The 23718-nt window shown below is 67.9% G+C and carries 24 protein-coding genes and 1 tRNA gene; 15 read left to right on the top strand and 10 right to left on the bottom strand.

Annotated features, from left to right (window positions below; genetic code table 11):
* The first annotated feature begins 77 nt into the window (after positions 1-77).
* The 3 genes from trpD (at position 78) to lexA (ending at position 2820) form a co-directional block, all read left to right on the top strand.
* On the top strand, positions 78-1100 hold the full coding sequence (trpD, locus tag CHB64_RS14480) for an anthranilate phosphoribosyltransferase (RefSeq protein WP_234993371.1): 1023 nt from the start codon (positions 78-80) through the stop codon (positions 1098-1100).
* Entirely contained in the window at positions 1097-1894 is a 798-nt protein-coding gene (gene trpC / locus CHB64_RS14475; protein WP_089413348.1) for an indole-3-glycerol phosphate synthase TrpC, read from the top strand. Before trpD ends, trpC begins: the two co-directional genes overlap by 4 nt.
* A gap of 215 nt (positions 1895-2109) precedes the next feature.
* A complete protein-coding gene (gene lexA / locus CHB64_RS14470) occupies positions 2110-2820 on the top strand; it encodes a transcriptional repressor LexA (RefSeq protein WP_089413347.1) in 711 nt (236 codons plus the stop codon).
* Between the two features lie 262 nt (positions 2821-3082).
* Here the strand turns inward: lexA and CHB64_RS14465 are convergent, their stop codons facing one another.
* Positions 3083-5257: a ComEC/Rec2 family competence protein gene (locus CHB64_RS14465; RefSeq protein ID WP_143266035.1), complete on the bottom strand. Its 2175-nt coding sequence runs from the start codon at positions 5255-5257 to the stop codon at positions 3083-3085.
* Between the two features lie 176 nt (positions 5258-5433).
* Here CHB64_RS14465 and gltX point away from each other — a divergent pair, with 176 nt between their 5' ends.
* From gltX to CHB64_RS14450, 3 genes are all read left to right on the top strand, one after another.
* On the top strand, positions 5434-6837 hold the full coding sequence (gene gltX, locus CHB64_RS14460; protein WP_089413345.1) for a glutamate--tRNA ligase: 1404 nt from the start codon (positions 5434-5436) through the stop codon (positions 6835-6837).
* Between the two features lie 92 nt (positions 6838-6929).
* Positions 6930-8234 (top strand): citrate synthase, encoded by a 1305-nt coding sequence (gene gltA / locus CHB64_RS14455; protein WP_089413344.1) that lies wholly within the window; start codon positions 6930-6932, stop codon positions 8232-8234.
* Positions 8235-8255: 21 nt separating this feature from the next.
* Positions 8256-9044 (top strand): sulfite exporter TauE/SafE family protein, encoded by a 789-nt coding sequence (locus CHB64_RS14450; RefSeq protein WP_089413343.1) that lies wholly within the window; start codon positions 8256-8258, stop codon positions 9042-9044.
* Positions 9045-9059: 15 nt separating this feature from the next.
* Here the strand turns inward: CHB64_RS14450 and CHB64_RS14445 are convergent, their stop codons facing one another.
* Both CHB64_RS14445 and CHB64_RS14440 read right to left on the bottom strand, forming a co-directional pair.
* Positions 9060-10049, bottom strand: a complete 990-nt coding sequence (locus tag CHB64_RS14445; RefSeq protein ID WP_089413342.1) for a YncE family protein — start codon at positions 10047-10049, stop codon at positions 9060-9062.
* A 56-nt stretch (positions 10050-10105) separates the two neighbouring features.
* Positions 10106-10192: transfer RNA gene (locus tag CHB64_RS14440), tRNA-Leu, on the bottom strand.
* A 171-nt stretch (positions 10193-10363) separates the two neighbouring features.
* Between CHB64_RS14440 and CHB64_RS14435 the strand changes: the two genes are divergently transcribed.
* Entirely contained in the window at positions 10364-11620 is a 1257-nt protein-coding gene (locus CHB64_RS14435) for an MFS transporter (protein ID WP_089413341.1), read from the top strand.
* Between the two features lie 69 nt (positions 11621-11689).
* Here CHB64_RS14435 and CHB64_RS14430 read toward each other — a convergent pair whose 3' ends face one another.
* The gene (locus CHB64_RS14430; RefSeq protein WP_089413340.1) at positions 11690-11971 is read right to left on the bottom strand and encodes a hypothetical protein; all 282 of its coding nucleotides are present in this window, start codon (positions 11969-11971) and stop codon (positions 11690-11692) included.
* A gap of 187 nt (positions 11972-12158) precedes the next feature.
* Here CHB64_RS14430 and CHB64_RS14425 point away from each other — a divergent pair, with 187 nt between their 5' ends.
* On the top strand, positions 12159-12833 hold the full coding sequence (locus CHB64_RS14425; RefSeq protein WP_143266034.1) for a winged helix-turn-helix transcriptional regulator: 675 nt from the start codon (positions 12159-12161) through the stop codon (positions 12831-12833).
* A gap of 33 nt (positions 12834-12866) precedes the next feature.
* On the opposite strand, the gene CHB64_RS14420 is transcribed toward CHB64_RS14425, so the two are convergent.
* From CHB64_RS14420 to CHB64_RS14395, 6 genes are all read right to left on the bottom strand, one after another.
* Complete coding sequence (locus CHB64_RS14420) at positions 12867-14246, bottom strand: L-serine ammonia-lyase (protein WP_089413338.1); 1380 nt, start codon at positions 14244-14246, stop codon at positions 12867-12869.
* A gap of 65 nt (positions 14247-14311) precedes the next feature.
* Positions 14312-15286, bottom strand: a complete 975-nt coding sequence (locus CHB64_RS14415; protein WP_089413337.1) for a hypothetical protein — start codon at positions 15284-15286, stop codon at positions 14312-14314.
* Positions 15287-15292: 6 nt separating this feature from the next.
* On the bottom strand, positions 15293-16276 hold the full coding sequence (locus CHB64_RS14410) for a tetratricopeptide repeat protein (protein WP_159462521.1): 984 nt from the start codon (positions 16274-16276) through the stop codon (positions 15293-15295).
* 61 nt (positions 16277-16337) lie between these two features.
* Complete coding sequence (locus tag CHB64_RS14405; RefSeq protein ID WP_089413335.1) at positions 16338-17120, bottom strand: competence/damage-inducible protein A; 783 nt, start codon at positions 17118-17120, stop codon at positions 16338-16340.
* Between the two features lie 82 nt (positions 17121-17202).
* Complete coding sequence (locus tag CHB64_RS14400) at positions 17203-17850, bottom strand: lysozyme (protein ID WP_089413334.1); 648 nt, start codon at positions 17848-17850, stop codon at positions 17203-17205.
* A gap of 150 nt (positions 17851-18000) precedes the next feature.
* Complete coding sequence (locus CHB64_RS14395; RefSeq protein WP_089413333.1) at positions 18001-18573, bottom strand: OsmC family protein; 573 nt, start codon at positions 18571-18573, stop codon at positions 18001-18003.
* A gap of 210 nt (positions 18574-18783) precedes the next feature.
* On the opposite strand from CHB64_RS14395, the gene CHB64_RS14390 reads away from it, so the two are divergent.
* The 7 genes from CHB64_RS14390 to CHB64_RS14360 all read left to right on the top strand — a co-directional run bounded on the left by CHB64_RS14390 (position 18784) and on the right by CHB64_RS14360 (position 23601).
* Positions 18784-19407, top strand: a complete 624-nt coding sequence (locus CHB64_RS14390; RefSeq protein ID WP_089413332.1) for a TetR/AcrR family transcriptional regulator — start codon at positions 18784-18786, stop codon at positions 19405-19407.
* A gap of 42 nt (positions 19408-19449) precedes the next feature.
* Entirely contained in the window at positions 19450-20157 is a 708-nt protein-coding gene (gene sfsA, locus CHB64_RS14385) for a DNA/RNA nuclease SfsA (RefSeq protein ID WP_089413331.1), read from the top strand.
* Between the two features lie 14 nt (positions 20158-20171).
* Positions 20172-21011: a type I methionyl aminopeptidase gene (map, locus tag CHB64_RS14380; protein WP_089413330.1), complete on the top strand. Its 840-nt coding sequence runs from the start codon at positions 20172-20174 to the stop codon at positions 21009-21011.
* 77 nt (positions 21012-21088) lie between these two features.
* Entirely contained in the window at positions 21089-21334 is a 246-nt protein-coding gene (locus tag CHB64_RS14375) for a type II toxin-antitoxin system VapB family antitoxin (protein WP_089413329.1), read from the top strand.
* Positions 21334-21759: a PIN domain-containing protein gene (locus CHB64_RS14370; RefSeq protein ID WP_089413328.1), complete on the top strand. Its 426-nt coding sequence runs from the start codon at positions 21334-21336 to the stop codon at positions 21757-21759. Before CHB64_RS14375 ends, CHB64_RS14370 begins: the two co-directional genes overlap by 1 nt.
* Positions 21756-22508, top strand: coding sequence for a RadC family protein (gene radC, locus CHB64_RS14365; protein WP_089413327.1), 753 nt, complete (start codon positions 21756-21758; stop codon positions 22506-22508). Before CHB64_RS14370 ends, radC begins: the two co-directional genes overlap by 4 nt.
* 160 nt (positions 22509-22668) lie before the next feature.
* The gene (locus tag CHB64_RS14360; RefSeq protein ID WP_089413326.1) at positions 22669-23601 is read left to right on the top strand and encodes a 1-phosphofructokinase family hexose kinase; all 933 of its coding nucleotides are present in this window, start codon (positions 22669-22671) and stop codon (positions 23599-23601) included.
* Positions 23602-23718: the final 117 nt, after the last annotated feature.

Genomic DNA, 23718 nt, shown 5'->3' with positions numbered 1-23718 from the left:
TCCGGTCATTTCATGATTCTGCGCGCCATGACCCCCGCCTTTGCGATCGCTGCGACCGCCGCCCGAAGGAGCCGCCCGTGAGCGCTTTCCGCGTCTTTCTCGACCGGGCGGCGAGCGGCCGGGCGTTGACCGGCGCCGAGATGCGCGCGGCCATGGACCTTCTGCTCGAAGGGGCGGCCTCGGACATCGAGGCGGCAGGCTTCCTGATGGCGCTGCGCGCGCGGGGCGAGAGCGTCGAGGAGATCGCCGCGGCCGCCGAGGCGATGCGCGAAAAGGCGACGAAGGTCGCCGCGCCGGCGGACGTGATCGACACCTGCGGCACCGGCGGCGACGGCGCCGGCGCCTTCAACATCTCGACGGCGGCGGCGCTGGTCGCGGCCGGCGCCGGCGCGAAGGTCGCCAAGCACGGCAACCGCGCCGTCACCTCGAAATCAGGCTCTTCGGAAGTGCTCGAAGCGCTCGGCGTCAATCTCGCCGCGCCGCCGGAGACGATCGCCCGCGCCATTCGCGAGGCGGGCGTCGGCTTCATGTTCGCCGCCTATCACCACCGCGCCGTGGCCAATGTCGCCGGCGCGCGCAAGGCGCTCGGCGTGCGCACGCTGTTCAACCTGCTCGGCCCCCTCGCCAATCCGGCCGGCGCGCGCCGCCAGCTGATGGGCGTGTTCTCGAAGGATCTGGTCGAGCCGCTGGCCGAAGCGCTTCTGCGCCTCGGCGCAGAGGCCGCCTGGGTGGTGCACGGATCGGACGGCCTCGACGAGCTGACCACGACCGGCCCCAGCTTCGTCGCGGAAGTGAAGGCGGGCCGCATTCGCCGCTTCGAGATCGCCCCGGAGGACGCGGACCTGCCGCGCGCCGCGCCAGAGGCGCTGAAAGGCGGCGGACCCGCCGAGAACGCCGAGGCCGTGCGCGCGCTCCTCGCCGGCGCGCCGTCGGCCTATCGCGACATCGTCGTCCTCAACGCCGCAGCCGCGCTGGTCATCGCCGGCGTCGCCCCCGATCTGAGGGAAGGCGCCCGCCGCGCCGCCCGCGCCATCGACGAAGGCAGAGCGCGCGCGGCGCTCGACCGGCTTGTCGCCGTCACCAATGAGGGCGCTTCGTGACCATCCTCGACGACATCATCGCCTACAAGCGGGAGGAGGTGCGCCGCGCCCGCGCGGACGCGCCGCTCGGCGCGCTTGAAAGCCTCGCCCGCGAGGCCGGCCCGCCCCGCGGCTTCGCCGCCGCTCTGGCGCGCAAGGCGGCGAACGGCTTCGCCCTGATCGCCGAGATCAAGAAGGCGAGCCCGTCCAAGGGCCTCATCCGCGCCGACTTCGACCCGGCCGCCCACGCGCGCGCCTACGCCGAAGGCGGCGCGGCCTGTCTGTCGGTGCTGACCGACGGGCCGAGCTTTCAGGGCGCGCCGGACCATCTGCGCGCCGCGCGCGCGGCCTGCGCCCTGCCCGTCCTCAGGAAAGACTTCATGATCGACCCCTATCAGGCTGTGGAAGCAAGGGCTTGGGGCGCAGACTGCATCCTTCTTATCATGGCGTGTCTGACGGACCAGCAGGCCGCCGATATCGAGTCCGCCGCGCTCGAACTCGGTATGGACGCGCTGATCGAGACCCATGACGAGCGGGAGGTCGAGCGCGCGCTCGCTCTGCGCTCGCGGCTGATCGGCGTCAACAACCGCGATCTGAGAACCTTCGAGACCGCGCTTTCGACGACCGCCCGCCTCGCCCGCCTCGTTCCCTCGGATCGGCTGGTCGTCGCCGAAAGCGGCGTCGCCGACCATGACGACCTCGTCATGTTGGCGGGCTACGGGGCGAAGGCGTTCCTGGTCGGCGAGAGCCTCATGCGCCAGGAAGACGTCGCCGCCGCGACGCGAGCGCTGCTCAGCCCCGGCGAGCGCTGCTAGGGTCGAAACTCCATTATCCCGCCGGCCGCGATAGTTGAGTTTTGGCGCTAACCCCTTGAAATTTTCCACAACTTCGCATTGACGCGGCGCGAGAACAACCATAGAACGTTGTCAGTTTGTTCCGCCGTCGTTTCGGCCGCGCAAGGACAGGCGCGCCTCCCTCGACCGGGCGGGCGAGGGACGAGACCAGAGGGCGAGACCAGGAAGGCGATCCCATGCTGACAAAAAAGCAGCGCGAACTGCTGATCTTCATCAGCGACCGCATCAAGGAGACTGGCGTGTCCCCCTCCTTCGACGAGATGAAGGAGGCGCTGGACCTCAAGTCCAAGTCGGGCATCCACCGGCTCATCACGGCGCTCGAAGAGCGCGGGTTCATCCGGCGTCTGCCGCACCGGGCCCGCGCGCTGGAGGTTCTGCGCCTTCCCGAAGCCGCGAGCGCGCGCGGCGGCGCGGACCGGGCCTTCGCCCCCTCCGTGGTGCAGGGCCGCTTCGGCAAGGGCAAGCGCCTCCCCGCCCGGCGCCCCGCCGCGGCGGAGGATCCCGGCTCGCTGGAGCTGCCGATCCTCGGGCGCATCGCCGCCGGCACGCCCATCGAGGCGATCCAGCACGAGGTGGACCGGGCCGCCGCGCCGCGCGCCATGCTGCGCGGCGGCGAGCATTTCATTCTCGAGGTGCAGGGCGACTCGATGATCGAGGCCGGCATCTTCGACGGCGATCTCGCCGTCATCCAGCGCTGCTCGGACGCCCAGAGCGGCGACATCGTGGTCGCGCTCGTGGACGACGAGGAGGCCACCCTCAAGCGCATTCGCAAGAAGGGCAATTCCATCGCCCTCGAAGCCGCCAACCCGGCCTATGAGACCCGCATCTACGGCCCCGACCGCGTCGCCGTGCAAGGAAGGCTGGTGGGGCTCATGCGGCGGTATTGAGCGCGCGGCGGTTGCGGGGCGCCTGTCAATCGACCCTTCGTCTGGAAGTCGAGAGCCGCAGGTTCGGCGACATTTTTTCGTGTGCAGATGTTTGCCTTCCTTGTCATCCCGGGGCGATCCGGAGGATCGAACCCGGGATCCAGAAATGGAGTCAGCGTCTGGATCCCGGCTTTCGCCGGGATGAGCGGAGAATGAAGCGAGCGCTGAGAGCTCACTCTGGCGGCTTTCCGCCTTAAGGGACCCCGCTTCTTGTCTGACGGCCTCATCCTCCCGCGCCCGTCCACGGCCTCTTGCCGCGCATTTCCGCAACCGTCCGTATGCGTATCGCGCCGTCCCGGCCGATCCAGACGGCGTGAGCGCCCTCGCGCCAGACCGCGCCGCGATCGACGAGCCGGGCTGCGCAGGCTCGCCCGTTCGCCCCGTCCAGAAAGTAAAGCGCGACGACGAGATCGGCGCGCGCGCAGTCCTCGGCCAGGCCCAGCGGATCGGTCGAAACCGCGAGCCGCGCCCCGCGCAGGACCGCGACGCAGCCCTCCGGCCCGCACCGGCCGACCTCCCTGAGCCTGCCCGTCGGCGCGGCTTCCGGGTCGAGGCCCGCGGCCTCCTTCCATAGATCCAGCGCGAAACGGTCCTTGCGCGGATCGAACGCGGCGAGCATCGGCCCGTCCGTATCGTCCTTGACGCGGACCGCCAGATTCTCGCCCGACCCGGCGACGAACAGGTCCGGCGGCGGCGACAGCGCGATCATGACTCCGGCGAGCGGGATCGCCGCAAGACCGGCCAGGCGCCACGGCGCGCTCTGCAGGCACAGCCACAGCCCCCCGAGCGTGAGCGCCCCGAGCGCGGCCGGCGGCCATTGCGGGGTGAACGCGACCGCGCCTGGCTGGCTTGAGACCGCGCGGGCCACGGCGAGAATCCAGTCCACGCCCTGCGCGGCCGCCCGCCACGCCCAGCCGTCGAGCCCGAGCGGCGCGAGCGCCAGCGCCGTCAGGGCGAACGGCATGATCCAGAAGGCCATCAGCGGCATGGCGGCGAGATTGGCCGGCAGGCTGTAGATCGCCGCGTAATTGAAATGATAGAGCGCGAAGGGCGCGGTCGCCGTCGCCGCGATCGCGTCCGTCGCCGCGATCCCGACGACATAGCGCCGCGCCCGCGCGTCGAACGCGAAGCTGCGCGAAGGATCGGCGCGGCGCGAGGCCCATTCATAAGCCGCGATCAGCGCCGTCGCCGCCGCGAAGGACATCTGAAAGCCGGGATGCATGACCGCCTCCGGCGTCGTAAGTAGGATGACGCTCGCGGCGATCGCCACGTTCCGCAGCGACAGCGCGCGCCGGTCCGCCAGAATCGCGAGAAAGACGATCGAGGTCATGATGAAGGCGCGTCGCGCCGACCATCCGCCTCCGGACAGAATGAGATAGCCGACGCCGGCGGCGAGCGCCGCGGCGGCGGCCCACTTCTTGATCGGATGGCGCAACGCCGCCGGCTCGACCGCGGCGAGCGCCAGCCGCACGGCGAAAAAGACGAGCCCCGTCGCCAGCCCCATATGCAGGCCGGAAATGGCGAGCAGATGCGCAAGCCCCGAGCGCTGAAGCGCGCGCTCGGCCGCCTCGGGAATCGCCTCGCGCTTGCCGGTGGCCACCGCGGCGACGATGGCCCCGCCCTCGCCCGGCGCGGCGGCGACGATCCGCCGCGCAAGCGCGAGCCGGGCCGTCTCGACCCGCGCCCGCAGCCGGCCGGCGAAGGGCGTTTCCTCCGCATCGAGCCTTTCGGGCGCCGTCACCGCATAGCCGACCGCCCCGATCCGCTGGAAATAGAGATGTCGCGCGAAATCGAACGCGCCGGGCGCGGCCGGCGGCGGCGGCGGATTGAGCCCCGCCCTGAGCCTTATCCGCTCGCCCGGCAAGGCCTCGAACTCCCGCCCGCGCCAGGACACGCGCACGCGCGCGGGCGTCGCCCCGGGCGGAAGGCGCGCGATGGAGTCGACCGCAATCACGAATCGCCGGGACGCGGCCGACTCCTCCACGGAGACGAGCCGGCCCGTCACCTCTCGCGGAGTCAAAGCGCGCTCAAACGGGGGCGCGGCGACGAGGGCCGCGCGCAAGTCGGCCGCGAGGAAACCGAGCGCGGCGAGCGCGATTCCGGCGGCCACGGCCCGTCGCCAGTCGCCGGAAAAGGCCCGCGCGGCTAGGACGGCTGCGGCCAGCAGGAGAACGCCTGAAAAGCCCGGCGGCTCGACCCTGAGAGAGAAATAAAAGGCCGCCCCCGACCCGATCGCGACCGGCGCCCACAGCGCCAGACGTCCGGCCTCGGCGGCGCTCCAGCGGCCGATCGCCGCGCCCGCCGCAGCCGCTAGCTTTGAGAACCGCCGCGTCCGGTCTCGCGCCGCGCGCCGCCAGACCTCGCGGGCCGAGCCCGGCGCCGAGCCGGTTTCGTCCATGCCGCCCCCCGCTCCGCCGGCCTCGCGGGAGGCCGGCGGGACCGATCCGCTCTGTCTGCTGAACGCAACCCGCGCGGCGGCCGCCCGCCGCTTTCTGGAAACCGCGGCGTAAACCGTGCTAAACGCCGCGCGCGCTTCCCGCGCCAGAAAAACCGAAAGCCGATCCCGCCGCAACCATGTCCGAACCCGTGGTCACCCGCTTCGCGCCGTCGCCCACCGGCTATCTTCATATAGGGGGCGCGCGCACGGCGTTGTTCAACTGGCTCTATGCGCGCGCGCGCGGCGGCCGGTTCCTGCTGCGCATTGAGGACACCGACCGCGCGCGCCACAATGAAGCGGCGGTCGCGGCGATCATCGACGGGCTATCGTGGCTCGGCCTCGACTGGGACGGCGAGCCGGTCTCGCAATACGCCCGGCGCGACCGCCATGCCGAGGTCGCGCATGCGCTGCTGGACAAGGGCGCTGCCTATCGCTGTTACATGACGCCGGAAGAGACCGAGGCCGCGCGCGAGCGCGCCCGCGCCGAGCAGGTCCGCTTCGAAAGCCCCTGGCGCGACGCCGATCCCGCGCGCGCCCCCGCGGACAGGCCCTTCGCGGTGCGCTTCAAGGCGCCGCGCGCGGGAGAAACGATCGTGCGCGACGCGGTGCAGGGCGAAGTCCGCTTTCCCAACGACGCGCTGGACGATCTCATTCTGCTGCGAAGCGACGGCGCGCCGACCTACAATCTCGCCGTCGTCGTGGACGATCACGACATGGGCGTGACTCATGTCGTGCGCGGCGACGATCATCTCAACAACGCCGCGCGCCAGCAGCAAATTTACGAAGCGCTGGGCTGGCGCGTTCCGGTTTTCGCGCACGTTCCGCTCATTCACGGGCCCGACGGCAAGAAGCTGTCGAAGCGGCACGGCGCGCTCGGCGTCGAGGCGTATCGCGACGACGGTTTTCTTCCCGAAGGGCTTGCGAACTATCTGCTGCGTCTCGGCTGGTCGCATGGCGACGATGAGATCATTCCGCGCGAAAGGGCGCTCGAATGGTTCGACATCGCCGACATCAACAAGGCGCCGGCGCGGCTCGACTTCGAAAAGCTCCGTCATGTGAACGCCCATTACGTCCGGACGCTGACGGATGACGCCTTCGCCGAAAAGGCCGCGCCTTTCATTGAAGCGGCGGGCCATGCGCTCGATGAAGAACGCCGGGCGATGCTCGTTCGCGCCGCGCCCTTCCTGAAAGAGCGCTGCGCGACGCTGAAGGACGTCGTCGAGGCCGGCGCGTTCCTGTTCCTTGCGCGCCCACTCGCCGTCGAAGGCAAGGCGGCCAAGCCCCTGCAAAAGGAAGGCGCGCGCGCGCTGGTCAAGGACGTCGCCGCCCTGTTAACCAACGAGGCGGACTGGTCGGATGCGGCCGCGCTTGACGAGGCGCTCAGGAATTTCGCCGAATCGCGCGGGCTGGGTTTCGGCCAGGTAGGCCCGGCCCTGCGCGCCGCCCTGACCGCCGGCCGGCCCGCGCCTGGTCTCGGCGAGACGCTGTACAGCCTGGGGCGCGCGGAATCCCTCGCCCGGCTGGCCGATCAGGCCGGGTGACAGGCCGCTGAAGCGGGGTCTGGAAAGCCGCGCGCAAGTCTCTATGATCGCGCCGCAACAGAATTGACGCACCGCACAAGAGGAGCCGTTCGATGCAAAGCAAACTGAGGCCGGCCGGTTCGATGACCGTGAGCTATGACGGCAAGACCACGGAATTGCCGGTCTATGAAGGCTCGCACGGCCCCCGCGTCGTGGACATTCGTTCCTTCTATAAGGAGACGGGGCTTTTCACCTACGATCCGGGCTACACCGCCACGGCGAGCTGCGAGTCGCAGATCACCTATATCGACGGCGACGAAGGGGTGCTGCTCTATCGCGGCTATCCCATCGAAGAGCTCGCGGAGAATTCCGACTTCCTCGAAGTCGCCTATCTTCTTCTGCACGGCGAGCTGCCGACGCGCGGCCAGCAGAATGAATTCAACCGCGCGATCACCCTCCACACCATGGTGCACGAGCAGCTCAAGAACTTCTACAACGGCTTCCGCCGCGACGCCCATCCGATGGCGATCATGGTCGGGGTCGTCGGCGCTCTGTCAGCCTTCTATCACGACTCCACCGACATCACCGACAAGAAGCAGCGGATGATCGCCAGCCATCGCATGATCGCGAAAATGCCGACCATCGCGGCGATGGCGTACAAATACTCGATCGGCCAGCCGTTCATCTTTCCACGGAACGATCTCTCCTACACGGCGAATTTCATGCGCATGTGCTTCGCCGTGCCGGCCGAGGAGTACGAGGTCAATCCGGTCCTGTGCGACGCTCTCGACAAGATTTTCATCCTGCACATGGATCACGAGCAGAACGCCTCGACCTCGACGGTGCGGCTCGCGGGCTCGTCCGGCGCGAACCCGTTCGCCTGCATCGCGGCCGGCATCGCCTCGCTCTGGGGGCCGGCGCACGGCGGCGCCAACGAGGCGGCGCTCAACATGCTCGAAGAGATCGGAACGCCCGAGCGCATCCCTGAATATATCGCGCGTGCGAAAGACAAGAACGACCCGTTCCGCCTGATGGGCTTCGGGCACCGCGTCTACAAGAACTACGATCCGCGCGCGAAGGTGATGCAGAAAGCCTGTCACGAAGTCCTGGCCGCGCTGGGCGTCAAGAACGACCCGCTGCTCGAGACCGCGATGGAGCTCGAGCGAATCGCGCTTAGCGACGACTATTTCATCGAGAAGAAGCTCTATCCCAATATCGACTTCTATTCCGGCATCACGCTGAAGGCGCTGGGCTTCCCGACGACGATGTTCACGGTGCTGTTCGCGCTCGCGCGCACCGTCGGCTGGATCGCTCAGTGGACGGAGATGATCGAAGATGACAACCAGAGGATCGGTCGGCCGCGCCAGATTTACACCGGCGCGCGCCAGCGCTGCTACGCGCCGATCCACAAGCGCTGACGGGCGCGGCGGCGGGCCGGCATGGACTATCTCGTCATCGGCGCGACGGCGTTCGTCGCCTCCGGCCTGACGTTGTTTTCCGGATTCGGGCTCGGAACCGTGCTGCTGCCGGCTTTCGCCCTGTTCTTTCCCGCCCCGCTTGCGGTCGCGGCGACCGGCGCGGTCCATCTCGTCAACAGCCTGTTCAAGGCCGCGCTTCTGGGCGCCGACGCCGACTGGCGCATGGTCGCGCGCTTCGGCCTGCCGGCGGTTCCGGCCGCCATCGCCGGCGCCTGGCTGCTCGCCGGCCTTGAAGCGACGCGGCCGCTGTTTACGTGGACCGCGTTCGGACGCGATTTCGGACCGGCGCCCGCCGGCTTGGCGATCGGCCTTTTCATGATCGTCTTCGCCGCGCTGGAATTGCAGCCCTGGTTTCAGAAGCTGGCCGTTCCGGCGAAATACGCCCCGCTCGGCGGGATCGCTTCCGGCTTTCTGGGCGGGCTCGCCGGCCAGCAGGGCGCGCTGCGCTCCATGTTTCTGCTGAAGTCGGGAATGCTGCCGGCGCAGTTCGTCGCGACCGGCGCGCTCATCGCCGCCATCATCGACCTGTCGCGCATGCCGACCTACGCCGCGCGATTTTCTTCCGACATCATCGGCGAAGCGCGCGATGAAATCGGACTCATCGCAACCGGCGTCGCATGCGCTCTCGCCGGCGCGCTGGGCGGGGCGCGGCTGGTCAGGAAAGTCACCATCGGCTCGCTGCGCGCGATCGTCGCCGCAATGATGATCCTGATCGGCGCCGCGATCGCCGCCGGCGTGATCGGCGGGTGAGGCTTTCTTTTGTAATTATTCCGTCTGCGTTGAAACCGGCGAATAGCCGAGGCCGTCGGAGCCGCGCCCGGCAGGCAGCGTGCGGACGATCGACCAGCCGTCCGTGGCGATCTCGACGATCTTCGCCGAGCCCGTCGCCGCGACCCACAGCCGGGCGCCGTCCGGCGAGAAGAGCATCGTCACCGGGATGCGCGCGTCAACGGCTGCAAGGTCGATCGCCGCGACGCGCGCGCGCGTCGCGGCGTCATAAATCGAGACCCGATCGAGGTCAGGCTCGCTCACGGCGGCCATCGCGCCGTCGGGGCTGATCTCGACCCGGATCGGCACGCCGTCAGTCTCGAACTCGGCGCGCTTTTCAAGCGTCGCCGCGTCGAAAATCATCACTGAGCGCGAGCCGTTGTTCCCGACCCAGATTTCCTTTCCATCCGGCGTGACGGCGATCGCCTCCGTCCCCTCGCCCGCTTTCACGTCGGCGACTTTTTCAAGCGTCTCCAGGTCGACGACCGTGAAGCTTCCCGAACCGATGTTCGAAACGAATGCCCGCTTCGCGTCGGGCGAAAGCGCGACCATATGCGAGCCGTCCTGATCGGTGGCGACCGCCCCGACGAGCGCGCGCTCGCCTATGTCGACGACGACGACGTCTTTGGTGATCTCGGTCGTGACGATCGCCCGGTCGCCGCCGGGGATCCATTTCAGGCCGTGCGGGCCCTTGTGGGCGCCGAGCGATATTTCGCCGACCTTGCGCGCCGTCGCCACGTCGAACAGATGCAGCGTGTTTCCTTCGTAATTCTGCGTCCGGTAGGAAACGACGACCGCGAGCGCCCCGTCAGGCGAGACCGCGATCTCATGCGGCGACCGGCCGGTCTCGCGACGCGCGACCTCTTCGCCGCCGGCGAGATCGATGAAGCTGACCGTGTGCTCGTTCTTGTTGCCGACGACCAGCGTTTCCGCCAACGCCGTCGCGCCGGCGGCCAGAGCGATAAGACCCAGCGCGAGCCCCCGCATGGCGATCCTCCTCCCTGAGAGCGCGCCCCTTTCCGCCGGATATTGGCGCGCCGGCCTGGTGCGGGCGGTGGGACTCGAACCCACACGGGCTTTCGCCCAACGGATTTTAAGTCCGTTGCGTCTACCAGTTCCGCCACGTCCGCCCGGCGCCAGCGGTGTAACATCGCCCGCCCCGCAGGCAAAGCGCCCCGCAGCCGCGCCGCCCGTCCCCGCTGACGGCGAATTCACGCGAAAATCTCCCGAACGATCTTGCGGGCGGACGCCGCCAGGCGTATCCGCGCGTTTCAAGCTCTCTTTCCACGCCTCGGGCCTTCATGCTGCAAGCCGTCGCCGCCATTTCCGCCCTTCTGCTTGCGGCGGCGATCCTGTTGGCCGGGAACGGCCTACAGTCGACGCTCATCTCCGTGCGCGCCAATATCGAGAGCTTCCCGACGGCGCTCATCGGCGTGCTGATGTCGGCCTACTTCGCCGGCTTCGTCGCCGGCTGCCGGATCAACCCGACCTTCATCAAATCGGTCGGGCATATCCGCACCTTCGTGGCGCTGGCCTCCATCGGTTCGGCGAGCGCGCTGGCGCACGCGCTCATCATCGACGTAACTGTGTGGGCGATCTTGCGGGCGATCACCGGCTTCTGCTTCGCCGGGCTTTTCATGGTGATCGAGAGCTGGATCAACGAGCGAGCCACCAACGCCAATCGCGGACGGATCCTTTCCGTGTACCGCATCATCGATCTTGTGGCGCTCACCGTCGGCAACGCCATGCTCACCATCGCCGATCCGGCGAGCTTCGAGCTGTTCGCGATCGTCTCGATTCTGGTCTCGATCGCGCTGGTCCCGGTGGCGCTGACCCGCAGCCCCGCGCCGAAGCCCATCGAGACGGCGCGTCTCGACATTCCGAAGCTGTTCGCGGTTTCGCCCGCCGCGGCCGCCGCCGCGCCGCTCGCCGCGCTCGCCAACGCCGCCTTCTGGGCCATGGGGCCGGTCTACGTCCAGCGGCTCGGCCATGACGCCGCGACCATCGCAGCTTTCATGAGCGCGGCGATCATCGGCGCGGCGGCGCTGCAATGGCCGCTCGGCTGGCTGTCCGACCGCATCGACCGACGCAAGGTGATGGCGGGCGCGAGCCTGATGGGCGCGTTGTCGGCTTTCGCCCTCGCGCAGTTCGGCGCAGCTTCCCAGACATTGCTTATCGCGCTCGGCGCCCTCGTCGGCGCGTTCATCATCCCGATGTTCGGCCTCGCCGCCGCCCACGCCAACGACCACGCCGCGCCCGAAGAAGCGGTCGCGACCAATGGCGGGCTGCTTTTGCTGCACGGCCTTGGTTCCGTGGTCGGCGCGGCCGCAGGCGGGGTCATCATCTCCCTCGCCGGGCCGAGCAGTCTGTTCGACTATGTGGGCGTCGTCTACACGGCGACGGCCGCTGTCTGCATCTATCGCATCACGCGCCGCGCGCCTTTGCCGGAAGAGGAGAAAACGCCCTTCGTGCCGGTTCCGAAGAACGCCGCGCCGACGGTGTTCGAAATCGCGCAAGAAGAAGGCGCCGAAACCGCAAAGACTCCGACGCCTTCCTGACGCGAATCTCCAGCCGCCGAGGGAGGCGAACGGCGAAGACGCGCGCCGTCCCGAATAGCCTCTCGCGGGTCAGGCCTTGAGTTTGGCCTCGACCACGGCGTCGCGCCTGATCTTGCACTCCCCGACCAGCGTCGCGCCGCCGTCGGCCGCGCGCAATTCGACAGTCAGCCGCTTGGTCGCGCCGTCGCGGGCCTTGGCGAGCTTGACGTCGTAATTCGCCGAATCGACGCCGGCTTCGGCGGCGACGGCGTCCGCGCAGAGCGCCTTCTCGGCGTCCCAGGAACCGGCGAGGGCGGGCCCGGCGGTCAAGGTCGCCGCCAGCAGCGCACCTGTAAGACTTCGAAATGTCACAGCTTTCTCTCCTGATCGCGTGAGGATGATGTCACGTATAAGCGACTTTACACTTTATTTTTATATAGCGTAAAGCCATATTTCATGACGCGCATGTGAACTAAGCTGATTGGACGGCCCGTCTGGGATAGGCGAGGAAGAAGATGCGCCACAACGACGCGCGGCGAATGGGCGGGGAGGAACGCGCTTGAGCCGGACATACAACCAGGGCTGCATGCTCGCCTACGCCCTCGACAATCTGGGCGAGCGCTGGACCCTGCTGATCGTACGCGACCTGTTTCTGGGTCCGCGCGGCTTCGTCGACCTGCAGACGAGCCTCGGCATCGGCGGCAGTTTGCTCAGCAAGCGCCTCAAGGAGCTGGAGGAGATGCGCCTCGTCACGTCGGAAACGCCGGACGGCAGGCGCAACCTCTATCGCCTCACCCCCCTTGGCGAGCAGCTTCGACCGACTATTCGCGCCATGATGCGCTGGTCGCTGCGCTTCATGAAGGAAACCGCCGGAGAGGCCGCGTTCGAAAAAATGCGTCAGGCCCATGAGAAGCCGGACTCGGCCGCGCTCGGCCTTGAGATGTACGCCGAACACCACCGCGACCCCTCGCTTAGCTATGTCGCGCATCTCATCATCAGCAGTCATCCGTATACGGTTTATTACATGAACGGCGAGATGATCGTGCGACGCGGAACGGACGCCCCGGCCATGGCGCGGATCGAGACCGATATCCAGACCGTGTTCCGCGGCTTGCGGCGCGAGCTCGACGCGGAGGACGTGCGCCGGCTGTCGACGACGGAAGGCGCGCCGGAGGTTCTGGCGCATCTTCTTCAATGCATCGGCTCGAAAAGGCCGGCGGACAAGGCGGCCTGAGGTTTCTGCAGGAGAGACGGCGGCAGACGCGCCTCAGCACTCCACCACGTTCACGGCGAGACCGCCCTGGCTCGTTTCCTTGTACTTGCGCGACATGTCGAGGCCGGTCTGGCGCATGGTCTCGATCACCTGATCGAGGGAGACCTTGTATTCCTCCGCCGCGCGCAGCGCGAGACGCGCCGCGTTGACCGCCTTCACCGCGCCGATCGCGTTGCGCTCGATGCAGGGGATCTGCACGAGCCCGCCGACGGGATCGCAGGTGAGCCCGAGATTGTGCTCCATGCCGATCTCGGCCGCGTGCTCGACCTGCGCCGGCGTTCCGCCCCAGATCGCGGCGAGCCCGCCCGCCGCCATCGAGCAGGCTACCCCCACCTCGCCCTGGCAGCCCATCTCCGCCCCAGAAATCGAGGCGCGCTGCTTGTAGAGCATCCCGATCCCGGCGGCGGTGAGAAGAAAGACGCGGATCTGCGCGATGTTCTCCTTCCCGTCCTCGGTGCAATAGTGCATGAGCACCGCCGGGATGATGCCCGCCGCGCCGTTGGTCGGCGCCGTGACAACCCGCCCGCCGGCGGCGTTCTCCTCATTCACCGCCATGGCGTAGACGTTGAGCCAGTCGAAAAGCTGCTCGCGCTCATTGGCGAGCGGGGCTTCGAGAAGCTTCTTGTAAAGCGCCGGCGCGCGGCGCCTGACCTTGAGCCCGCCTGGCAATTCGCCTTCGGTTTTCAGCCCCCGCTCGATGCAGTCGCGCATCGCCGCCCAGATGCGGTCGAGCGCGGCGAGGGTTTCCGCGCGCGGGCGCAGATCGTCCTCGTTTTCGAGGATGACCTCGTGGATCGCGAGGCCCTTGTCGCGGCAAATGGCGAGCAGCTCCTTCGCGGAGCCGAAAACATGCCGGCCTTTGCGCGCGGTCGCGATCATGTCGTCCTTCGCCGGCGCGGTCAGCTGCTTCGCGCTTGCGATGAACCCGCCGCCTACGGAGTAATAGGTCTGGTCGAACAGCGTCTCGCCGGCCGAATCGAACAGGACGAGCCGCATCTCATTGGGATGAAGTTCGGGGATGATCTCGCCGCGGAACGCGATGTCGCGCGCCGGATCGAAGCCGATCTCGGGCCCTTCGGCGAGCGCGAGCAGCTTCGCGTGGCGCACGCGCGCCAGCGCGTCTTCGGCTTCGTCCGGCGCGACCGCGTCCGGCGCGTAGCCCAAAAGCCCGAGGATCGCCGCTTTGTCGGTGCCGTGCCCGGCCCCGGTGAGAGCCAACGAACCATGCAGGTCGACCCGGACCCGCGCGGCCCTGTCGAGAACGCCCGCCTCTTCAGCCTCGGCCAGAAACCGCGCCGCAATGCGCATCGGCCCGACCGTATGCGAACTCGACGGCCCGAGCCCGATCTTGAAGATGTCCGCGACGCTCAGCATGGGACCGTCATAGCGCGAAAGCCGGCGGCGCGGAAAGACGGTCGCCGCGCGCCGCTCTGTTTGCGCTAGCGTCGCGCGTCAGACAGCTTCGGGGCGAGCTTTTCCGAATCGTACAGCGACTCGCCGCGCTGCGCCGCGAGATAAGGCGCGAGGGCGGCGAGCGCCGCGCGCGCTTCCTCGATGCGATGCAGGACGGCTTGCGCGTCCTCGCCGGCGCCGGCGCGCGCGCGAACGGCGCCGATGTCGCGCGCCGACGCTTCCAGCCTCGCGCGCGCTTCGGCCAGAGACGGTCCTGCATAGCGTTCGTGAATCCGGCCTAAAGCCTGCTGCGCGCTCGAAAGAAGAAGATCGGCCGTCGCTCCGTCTTTCCGCCCGAGCGCCGCGGCGGCGGCGGCGAGCGCGCGGTCCACCGTCTCCAGCGCGCGCGTTTCCATGTGCGGAACAGGACCGTCCGGACACGCCGCTTCGTCAAGATGGGCGACATAGGCAGCAAGGCCGTCGAGCGTCGCGGCCGGCGGCGGCGCGCCCTGAAACTCCTCGGTCACCACGCTTTCGATGAAGGCGCGCAGGCTGTTCGCCCTGGCGCCCGAGCCGAAGACAGCCTTGTCGCCGGCGCCGACGAGGCTCGGAATGGGCAGCGGGTTGAAGACGCCGTCCTCGCGGACCTTGCTGAACAGGGAGGACGTCACGTCAGCTCGCCCCGGCGCGTCGGACAGCCCCGCGAGAAAGAAATCCGGATTGTCGCGCCCGTCGCGATGACAGGAGTCGCAGGACAGTCCGGCGCGCGCGGCCGGCCCGCCGAGCAGCAGCGGATTGCGGAACGCCGCCCGCCCGACCTCGACCAGATAGCGCGTTTCTTCCCCTTCCGGCGCGCGCAGGCATTCGCCCGGGGTCTGCGTAAGCGCGGCGCGCGCATTCGCCTCCGGCGCGAGCCACGCCGCTTCGCGCAGAGGCGGCGCGTCTCGCGCGTTCTGCGCGGCGGCGGCCGTCGCCGTCGCCGCCGCGGCGAATATCAGAGCGAAGACGCGCGGCCTGCGCATCGCCCGTCAGCGGCGCGCCCGGCGATCGGACTCGCGTCTGTCGATAAGCCGGGCGAGGTCCTCGCGCTCGGCGCAGCCGAAGGGGCACAGCGCGTCGAGCCTGGCCAGTTGCGCCCTGGCTTTCTGCGTATCGCCGAGCTCCAGATAAAGCTCGCCGAGATACTCGTTGGCGCCGAGATGGTCCGGGTCGATCGCCAACGCCTGCGCGTAATAACGTCGCGCCTCGTCGAAGCGGGCGAGCTTGCGATGGGCGAAGCCGAGATAGTTGAGAATGTCCGGATGCGGACCGACGATCGCCTGCGCCGCGTAAAGATCGGCGATCGCCGCTTCGTATTCGGCCTCGTTGATGAGGCGCACGGCGTCGCGGTAGCGTTCGGCGCCCGCCGCGCGCGGTTGCGCGAAAAGTCCCGCGGGCCGCGACGCCATCCCGCGCGCGGCCTGCTCGCCGCCGGCGAGAGCCGCCTCGACGCGCGCGATCGCCTCTTCGAGGCGCGCCCGCCGGCCGGCCCCGCATTCGTCGCCGGCGCCGCAGGCTTCAAGCTGCGCCTTCATGGCGTCCAGCTGTTCGCGCGCCTCATCCGGCTCGCCGAGCTCGATCTGGACAAGCGCCAGCCTTTCGCGCGCTTCCGTATAGGAGGGCCGCTCCCTGATCGCCCGCTCGAAATACCGTACGGACGATTTCGTCTTGCCGCGGCCGATTTTGGCCAGACCCATATGATAGTTCGCTTCCGGATTTTTCGGCAGGACGCTCAGCACCTCGCCGAATTTCTTTTCGGCCGTCCTGTAGTCCTCGCGCTCAAGGGCTTCGAGCCCTTCGCGATAGGACGCCGCCGGATCGACCTGGCGTTGCGGCGTGGTCGAGGGCAGCGAGCTTCCGCCGCTCGGCGCAGCGAGAATCGCCGGCGCGTAAAGCAGCGCGGCTGCGCCGAAGACGGCGGCGGCGAGCGCGCCGAGCGCGCGCGAAATGCGGCGTTCCGAGTTGCGATGCATAGGCGGATCCTCCCGTTCGGGCGTTTCATGCGCAGAGCGGCCGCAAACAGCTAAGCGCAGCTCACCGCGCCTTGTCATCCGACTTTTGTCGGTGGTCCGCCATTTCCGGCTCGAAGCCCATTTCGCGCATGGTCCTGGCGACGGCGGCGGCGGCTTTCTCGGCGGCCGCCTCGTCGGCCGAGCGCGCCACGATGGTCACGCCCTTGAAGTCTCCCTCGATGGGATAGCTTCCGATGATAACGCCTTCGGCTTGCGCCTGAATTTCGCGCAGCGCGTCGGCTATGCGCGACTCCGGCAGGCGCAGGGCCGTAACCGCGCGCGCATGAATGCGCGCGCCGCCCTCGATGGATCGCTCCACCGCGGCGAGCATACCCTGAAAGATGCGCGGCACGCCCGCCATCACGAAGACGTTACCGATGCGGATTCCCGGCGCGCCCGACACCGGATTGGGAATGAGCTCGGCGCCCTGCGGGGCCCGCGCCATGCGCCGGCGCGCGGGCGTGACGTCTTCGCCGCGCGCGCCGTACCACGCCTCGATCAGGCGGATCGCTTCGGGGTGCTCGACGCAGGGAACGCCGAACGCCGCCGCGACGGCTTCCGCGGTGATGTCGTCATGGGTGGGGCCGATGCCGCCGGAGGTGAACACATAGTCGTAGCGCGGGCGCAGCGCGTTCAGGGCGCTGACGATCGCGTCGTGATCGTCGCCGACGAAGCGCGCCTCCCTGAGCGCCACGCCGCGCGCGTTAAGCCAGCCCGCCAGGTGATGCATGTTCACGTCGCGGGTGCGCCCGGTAAGCAGCTCGTCGCCGATGACGAGGATCGCAGCGGTCTTTTCGGCGGACATGGCGCGCTTTCCCTTGAACGACTCGCATGCGCGGGGCGCAGGCTCGAAGATTTCTCCCCGACCTATAGAGCAAGACGGCCGGTCAGGACAGGAACAGCGCGCGCTCCAGTTCGCGGCGACGGGTCAGGTGCTCGTTGACCTTGCCGCCGGCCTTGTTGTGCGTGAGGAAGGCGTCGGCGGCGCCCTTGCGGTCGCCGGCGTTGAGGCGCGCGACGACCGGCGAGCGGGCGAAGGCGCCGACGCCGAGATTGTAAGCGAGCGAGACCATCGCGGAGAATTCGTTTTCGTTGACCGGCACGGTCACGACGCGCTTCACCCCCTCCTCGGCGTCGCGCACGTCTTCGCGCAGGAGCGCCTCCGCCTGCGCCTCGGTGATCTTCATGCCGGGCCGCGCGGTGCGCGAATGGCCGTAGCCGACATACCACCGCCCGCCCGCGGAATAGGCCTCGAGACGCAGCCCTTCGCTCTGCTTGATGATGGCGAGTCCGGCCTCATTGATGCGCAGATTCGCATTGGCCGGGTGGCCGACCTCTGACGAGCCTGGCGCGGACGCCGTCGGCGCCTTCGCGCCGGCATCGGCCGATCCATCGGCCGAGTAGCCTGCCCTCGCCTCTTCGACCGCCGCCGGCGCCGCGTCGGATCGCGTTAGATGGCTGCTCCAGTAAACCAGACCGCCGAGGCCCGCCGCGCACAGCCCCGCGCCTGCGATCAACCGCCCCAGCAAGCCCATGCGTCTCGCTCCCGTTCCCCGGCCGAGCTTAACCCGGACGCGCCGGCGCGGCGAGCCTGCTCGCCTGTCGCGGGAAAACCCCGCGCCCGTGAGGGACGCGGGGCCTGGCTGTTTTCCCGAACGGCGCTAGCGCCGCGAGGGGCGCCGCGTTTAGGCGGCGTTTTGCTTTGCGTCTTCTTCAAGGACGCATTCCACCATCGTGCCGTTGGAGACGACATCGAAGACGGGCGAGAAAGTCGGACCGGCGGCGAGAATCTCGCGCTTCTGCTCAAGGGTCATGTCGCCCTCGATATCGAAGAACACGCGGATTCCCCGGTAGCCTTTGCGCACCTCGTCCGACAAGCCGAGAAAGCCCCGCAGATCGAGATCGCCCTCGAAACGCGAACGCACGGCCGTGATTTTCACGCCCCTCGCCGCCGCATGATAGACGATCGAGGTCGTCAGACAGCCGGCGAGCGCGTGAAGCAGGTTCTCCACCGGATTCGGCCCGGCGTCGCCCGACAGAAGCGCCGGCGGCTCGTCATTATACATGATGAAAGGCGTCTCATGGGCGATCCGCTGGCGCGTCCCGTAGAAGTCGTAGACGGTCGTCCGGTTGAGGCCGCCGCCCATCCATTCGTTGAAGATGCGAAACTCGAAATGCGCGAGGCCGGGATCGGCCTTCACCGCCTCGACGGTTTCCCGCAGAGCGCGCGTATCGACGCCGTTGATGATGTCTTCCATGGCTCTCTCTCCTTTGCCCGCCGGCTGCACCCGGCATTTCCAGACCTTTTAGTCTGTTGACCTTTAAACCAACCAGTTGGTATATGTCAACAGCCTTGCAAAAATTATTGACGTTTTTGATATTTTGATACGCAAAAGGGCGCCAAGCCCTTGATTTTGAACGCACGAGGACCCAGTCTACATACCGTTTAGTCTTATGGAGTAAGGAACGTGGCGACCAGGAAGGGCGCAAAAGGAGAAGAAACCCGGGAGAAGATTCTGGCGGCGGCCGAAAGCCTTATCCTCCGGCACGGCTATGGCGGGTCGACGATAGACCAGGTGCTCGCCGAGACGGGCCTGACCAAGGGCGCTTTCTTTCATCATTTCAGATCCAAGGCCGATCTCGCCCGGGCCGTGATCGAGCGCTACTGGGAGAACGACGCCGCGCTCTTCATGGGATGGGCGGAACGGGCGAACCGGCTTTCCGACGATCCGCTCGAACGGATGCTGATCTTCCTCAAGCTGTTCGAGGAGTTTCTCGACGGACTGGGCCGGCCCTTCCAGGGCTGCGTGTTCGCCGCCTACACCCAGGAAAGCGAACTCTTCGACGACGCCATGCTCGGCTATATCCATTCGAAGTTCGAGGAATGGTTGGCCATTTTCGAAAGCCAGCTCGAAGCGCTCATCGCCGCCCGACCGCCTGCGCGCCCCGTCACGGCGCGCGCGCTGGCCGAGCTTCTCGGCTCCATCATCGAGGGCGGGTTCATTCTGGCGAAGGCTTACGACGACGCGCGCTGGGTGCAGCGCCAATGCGCCCAGTATCGCGAGCACCTGGAGCTCCTGTTTCGCCGGTGACGCGCCGTTGACGCGCCGGCCGGGTCGCGCCAAGAGCGCCGCATGCGCCTGCCCGCCCCGCTTTTTCCCGGCCGCCTCATTCGCCGCTACAAACGCTTCCTCGCCGATATCCGGCTCGACGACGGCGAAACGATCGTCGCCCATTGCGCCAATCCGGGCTCGATGATCGGCGTGGCGGTCGAAGGCGCGCCGGTCTGGGCGTCGAAATCCGACAATCCGGCGCGCAAGCTCGCCTGGTCGTGGGAGCTGGTCGATATCGACGGCGCGCTCGTCGGGATCAACACCGCCAACCCCAACCGCATCGCCGCCGAGGCGATACGCGCCGGCGCGATCCCCGAACTCGCCGGCTACCGAACCCTGCGGCGCGAGGTGAAATACGGCGCGGCGAGCCGCATAGACCTGCTGTTCGAAGACGGACCGGACGGGCGCCCCTGCTACGTGGAGATCAAGAACGTGCATCTTTCGCGCGCGCCCGGCCTGGCCGAGTTTCCCGACGCCGTTACGGCGCGCGGCGCGAAGCATCTCCAGGAGCTCGCCGCCGTCGCCATGGAAGGCGCGCGGGCGGTCATGCTGTTCGTCGTGCAGCGGGGCGACTGCGCCGCCTTCCGCCCCGCCGCCGATATCGACCCGGTCTACGCCGAAGGACTCCGGAGGGCTGTCGCGGCCGGTGTCGAGGCCCTATGTTACGATTGCGCGGTGAGCCTCGACGCCGTAACGCTGCGCCGCCCCCTGCCCCTGAGGCTTTCCTGAAGCGGACTTCGCCAATGGCTGACGCCGATCTCGACAACCTGCGCCCCGGCGCGATCACGATCCACCGGCCGGAGGATTTCGAAGGCATGCGCCGGGCCGGCCGGCTCGCCGCGCAATGTCTCGACATGCTGACCGAGCATGTGGCGCCGGGCGTGAGGACGGATCATCTCGACCGGCTGGCGCTCGAGTTCATGCTCGATCACGGGGGCGTGCCCGCCACCATCGGCTACAAGGGCTATCGCCATGCGAGCTGCATCTCCATCAATCACGTGATCTGTCATGGCATCCCGTCGGAAAAGACGCTGAAAGACGGCGACATTCTCAATATCGACGTCACCGTCATCGTCGACGGCTGGCACGGCGACACGAGCCGCATGTTCTACGCCGGCGAGCCCAAGGTGAAGGCGCGCCGGCTCGTCGAGACCACCTATGCGGCGATGATGGCCGGCATCGAGGCGATCCGGCCCGGCGCGACTCTGCGCGACATCGGCCGCGCCATCCAGACTCTCGCCGAGGGCGAAGGCTTCTCGGTCGTGCGCGACTTCTGCGGCCACGGGCTCGGGCGCGTGTTCCACGCCCCGCCCAACGTCGTTCACTATGCGGAATACAAGGACCGCCTCGCCGGCGTGCAGCGCGCGCCCGACACGCCCCTGAAGCCCGGCATGTTCTTCACCGTCGAGCCGATGGTCAACGAAGGCAGGCCCGACGCGAAGATCCTCAAGGACGGCTGGACGGCGGTGACCCGCGACAAGTCCCTCTCCGCGCAGTTCGAACATTCCGTCGGCGTGACCGAAAACGGCGTCGAGATCTTCACCAAATCGCCCAAGGGCCTCGACAAGCCGCCCTATCGCTGAGCCCCGCCCGCCGGCCGGGCGCGCGGCGTTGCCGGCATATCCCGCTCATATATACTGATATCCTGAAAGGATATCTCATGGCCCCGCTCATCCGGGACGAAAGCGTCGACGCGCTCGCCGAGGAGCTCAAGGAAGCGCTCGGCGCGCCGAGCAAGAAGGAGGCGGCCAAGCATGCGATTGAGCAGGCGCTGAAGCAGGCCCGCGGAAAGCGCCCGCGCAAGGAGCGGCTCAAAGAGGCCTGGGCGCTCGCCGACGCGATGGGGCCGAGCGATCCTGACTTCGACTTGAAGAAATTCCGCGAAGAGCTCTGGGGCGAGCGCTGATGTTTCTCGACGCTTCGGCGATCATGGCCGTGATCGTTCGGGAACCGGGTTTCGACGCGCGCCCGCGCCGGCTGGAGGAAAGCGATTCGGAGCGCTTCTACTCTCCCCTTGTGCGTTTCGGGACCATCCTGGCGCCGGCCCGAATCAAAACCGATCGGCAAGGACCGCGCCGTACGGTCGCCGACCGTCTGGCGGCGGCTAGTTTCCTGTTCGACAACTTCGCCGCCCATGTAGAGGCCAAGGAAATTGCGATCTCGCCGGCGATCGCAGCGCCCTCCCTCCCCGCCTGCGCGATCTACGGCGAACTCTCCGGACATCCGGCGCGGCTCAATTCCGGCGACTGTTTCGCCTATGCCTGCGCGCGGGAGCTGGGCGTCGGACTGCTCTACAAAGGCGAGGACTTCTCGCAGACGGATCTTGCATGACAGCCGACGACGATCCAGGCCTTCGCCGCGCCGCGAATCATCGCGATCCGTCGACGGCCAACGCTGATATGCCCTCCGAAAACCATGCGCGCGGCCATCGCGAGCGTCTGCGCGCGCGCTTCATGCGGGCCGGCGTCGAGGGGCTGCACGACTACGAACTTCTGGAGCTCGTTCTTTTTCGCGCGATCCCCCGCCGCGATGTCAAGCCGCTCGCCAAGGATCTCCTCCGGCGCTTCGGGGGCTTCGCCGAAACGATCGCCGCGCCGGTCGAACGCCTGGTCGAGGTCAAGGGCGTCTCGCAAGGCGTGGCGCGCGAGCTCAAGATCGTGCACGCCGCTGCAATCAGACTCGCCCAGGCGCGGGTGCTCAAGCGGCCCGTCATCTCTTCCTGGACGGAGCTGCTCGCCTATTGCCGCGCGGCGATGGCCGACGATCCCATCGAGCAGTTCCGCATCCTTTTTCTCGACAAGAAGAACATTCTGATTGCGGACGAAGTCCAGCAGCGCGGCACGGTCGACCACACGCCCGTCTATCCGCGCGAGGTGGTCAAGCGGGCTCTGGAGCTGGGCGCCTCGGCGATCATTCTGGTCCACAATCACCCGTCGGGCGACCCGACGCCGTCGCGCGCTGATATCGAAATGACCAATCAGATCGTCAAGGCCGCGCAGGCCCTCGGCCTGCGCGTGCACGACCACCTCGTCATCGGCAAGGACCGCGAGGCGAGCTTCAAGACGCTGGGCCTGTTGTAGGGGCCGGGGATTAGGGACTAGGGATGAGGGATGAGGGATGAGGGAAGAAGAAATGAATGCGATATGGCGTTTGCGCGCCGAAGCGCCGCGCCGGGAGCTGCGAGCTCCCTCATCCCCAGTCCCCAGTCCCTAGTCCCTAATCCCTAATCCCCGTTCGCCCATGCCCCGCATCATCACGCTCACCCCGAACCCGACCTACGACTTCGCGGTCGACGCCGACTTCGTCGCGCCGAACCGCAAGCTCAGATGCCGGAACCCGCAGTCGCATCCCGGCGGCGGCGGCGTCAACGTCGCGCGCGCGGCGGTGCGGCTGAGAGCCGACGTCCTCGCCATCATTACGGCGGGCGGGCTTTACGGAGACGCGGTCAAGGGGCTTTTAGGGGAAGAGACAGTTCCTATACGGAGCATACCGGTCAGAGGCGAAACGCGCATCGCCTTTCACGTCCGCGACCTCAGCGACGGACAGGAATACCGCTTCAATCTGCCCGGCGCGGAGATGAGCGCCGCGGAAGCGGACGCAATGATCGCCGCCGTCGAGGAAGAAGCGAAGGAAGGCGATTATGTCGTCGGCTCCGGAAGCCTCCCGGGCGGGGGGCCCGTCGATCTCTGGGCCCGCGCCGCGCGCGCCGCAAAGGCCAGAGGCGCGCGCTTCGTGCTCGATTCGATCCACGGCGTGCATGAAGCGCTGGCCGAAGGAATCTTCATGCTGCGGCACAACCGCTATGAATATCCGATTATTGCGGGGCGCGAACTTCCGTGGCCGGACGGCGTCATCGCCTTCGCGCGAGGGCTCGTCGCCGAGGGCAAGGCCGAGCGGGTCACCATCACCCACGGCGCCGACGGCTCGATCATGGCCTCGAAGAACGGCGTCGCGCGCACGAACGTGCTTCCGATCAAGGCCCACAGCGCCGTCGGCGCCGGCGATTCCTACGTCGCGGCGCTTCTCGTCGCCCTGATGAGAGGCTGGTCGGACGACGACGCCATCCGCTACGCCATGGCGGCGGCGGGAGCCACACGTCTTACGCCCGGAACCGCGCTATTCCGTCCGGAAGACGTCGAACGGCTTTACAAGGAAGCGCGCGGGAGCGCGTAGCCGCACGCCGCCCGGCGCGCGCCGAAAAAACCGCCCGGAACGGCCCGAAAAAAATGTCGGGACCGGTTCGAAAACGCGCCGGTTCGCCTTTTCGGCGAATCGGCGGGCCTTTGTTTT

The sequence above is a fragment of the Amphiplicatus metriothermophilus genome (assembly GCF_900199215.1).
GTDB classification, from domain to species: Bacteria; Pseudomonadota; Alphaproteobacteria; order Caulobacterales; family Parvularculaceae; genus Amphiplicatus; species Amphiplicatus metriothermophilus.
Note: the sequence above shows the minus strand (reverse complement) of the source record. Positions and strands in the feature narration are given on the sequence as shown.

What these genes read in the sequence shown, in the direction of transcription:
- lexA (WP_089413347.1), top strand. Translation starts at nt 2,110, where the DNA reads ATGCTGACAAAAAAGCAGCGCGAACTGCTGATCTTCATCAGCGACCGC.
- CHB64_RS14465 (WP_143266035.1), bottom strand. Translation starts at nt 5,257, where the DNA reads ATGGACGAAACCGGCTCGGCGCCGGGCTCGGCCCGCGAGGTCTGGCGG.
- gltX (WP_089413345.1), top strand. Translation starts at nt 5,434, where the DNA reads ATGTCCGAACCCGTGGTCACCCGCTTCGCGCCGTCGCCCACCGGCTAT.
- gltA (WP_089413344.1), top strand. Translation starts at nt 6,930, where the DNA reads ATGCAAAGCAAACTGAGGCCGGCCGGTTCGATGACCGTGAGCTATGAC.
- CHB64_RS14450 (WP_089413343.1), top strand. Translation starts at nt 8,256, where the DNA reads ATGGACTATCTCGTCATCGGCGCGACGGCGTTCGTCGCCTCCGGCCTG.
- CHB64_RS14445 (WP_089413342.1), bottom strand. Translation starts at nt 10,049, where the DNA reads ATGCGGGGGCTCGCGCTGGGTCTTATCGCTCTGGCCGCCGGCGCGACG.
- CHB64_RS14435 (WP_089413341.1), top strand. Translation starts at nt 10,364, where the DNA reads ATGCTGCAAGCCGTCGCCGCCATTTCCGCCCTTCTGCTTGCGGCGGCG.
- CHB64_RS14420 (WP_089413338.1), bottom strand. Translation starts at nt 14,246, where the DNA reads ATGCTGAGCGTCGCGGACATCTTCAAGATCGGGCTCGGGCCGTCGAGT.
- CHB64_RS14415 (WP_089413337.1), bottom strand. Translation starts at nt 15,286, where the DNA reads ATGCGCAGGCCGCGCGTCTTCGCTCTGATATTCGCCGCGGCGGCGACG.
- CHB64_RS14410 (WP_159462521.1), bottom strand. Translation starts at nt 16,276, where the DNA reads ATGCATCGCAACTCGGAACGCCGCATTTCGCGCGCGCTCGGCGCGCTC.
- CHB64_RS14405 (WP_089413335.1), bottom strand. Translation starts at nt 17,120, where the DNA reads ATGTCCGCCGAAAAGACCGCTGCGATCCTCGTCATCGGCGACGAGCTG.
- CHB64_RS14400 (WP_089413334.1), bottom strand. Translation starts at nt 17,850, where the DNA reads ATGGGCTTGCTGGGGCGGTTGATCGCAGGCGCGGGGCTGTGCGCGGCG.
- CHB64_RS14395 (WP_089413333.1), bottom strand. Translation starts at nt 18,573, where the DNA reads ATGGAAGACATCATCAACGGCGTCGATACGCGCGCTCTGCGGGAAACC.
- sfsA (WP_089413331.1), top strand. Translation starts at nt 19,450, where the DNA reads ATGCGCCTGCCCGCCCCGCTTTTTCCCGGCCGCCTCATTCGCCGCTAC.
- map (WP_089413330.1), top strand. Translation starts at nt 20,172, where the DNA reads ATGGCTGACGCCGATCTCGACAACCTGCGCCCCGGCGCGATCACGATC.
- CHB64_RS14375 (WP_089413329.1), top strand. Translation starts at nt 21,089, where the DNA reads ATGGCCCCGCTCATCCGGGACGAAAGCGTCGACGCGCTCGCCGAGGAG.
- CHB64_RS14370 (WP_089413328.1), top strand. Translation starts at nt 21,334, where the DNA reads ATGTTTCTCGACGCTTCGGCGATCATGGCCGTGATCGTTCGGGAACCG.
- radC (WP_089413327.1), top strand. Translation starts at nt 21,756, where the DNA reads ATGACAGCCGACGACGATCCAGGCCTTCGCCGCGCCGCGAATCATCGC.
- CHB64_RS14360 (WP_089413326.1), top strand. Translation starts at nt 22,669, where the DNA reads ATGCCCCGCATCATCACGCTCACCCCGAACCCGACCTACGACTTCGCG.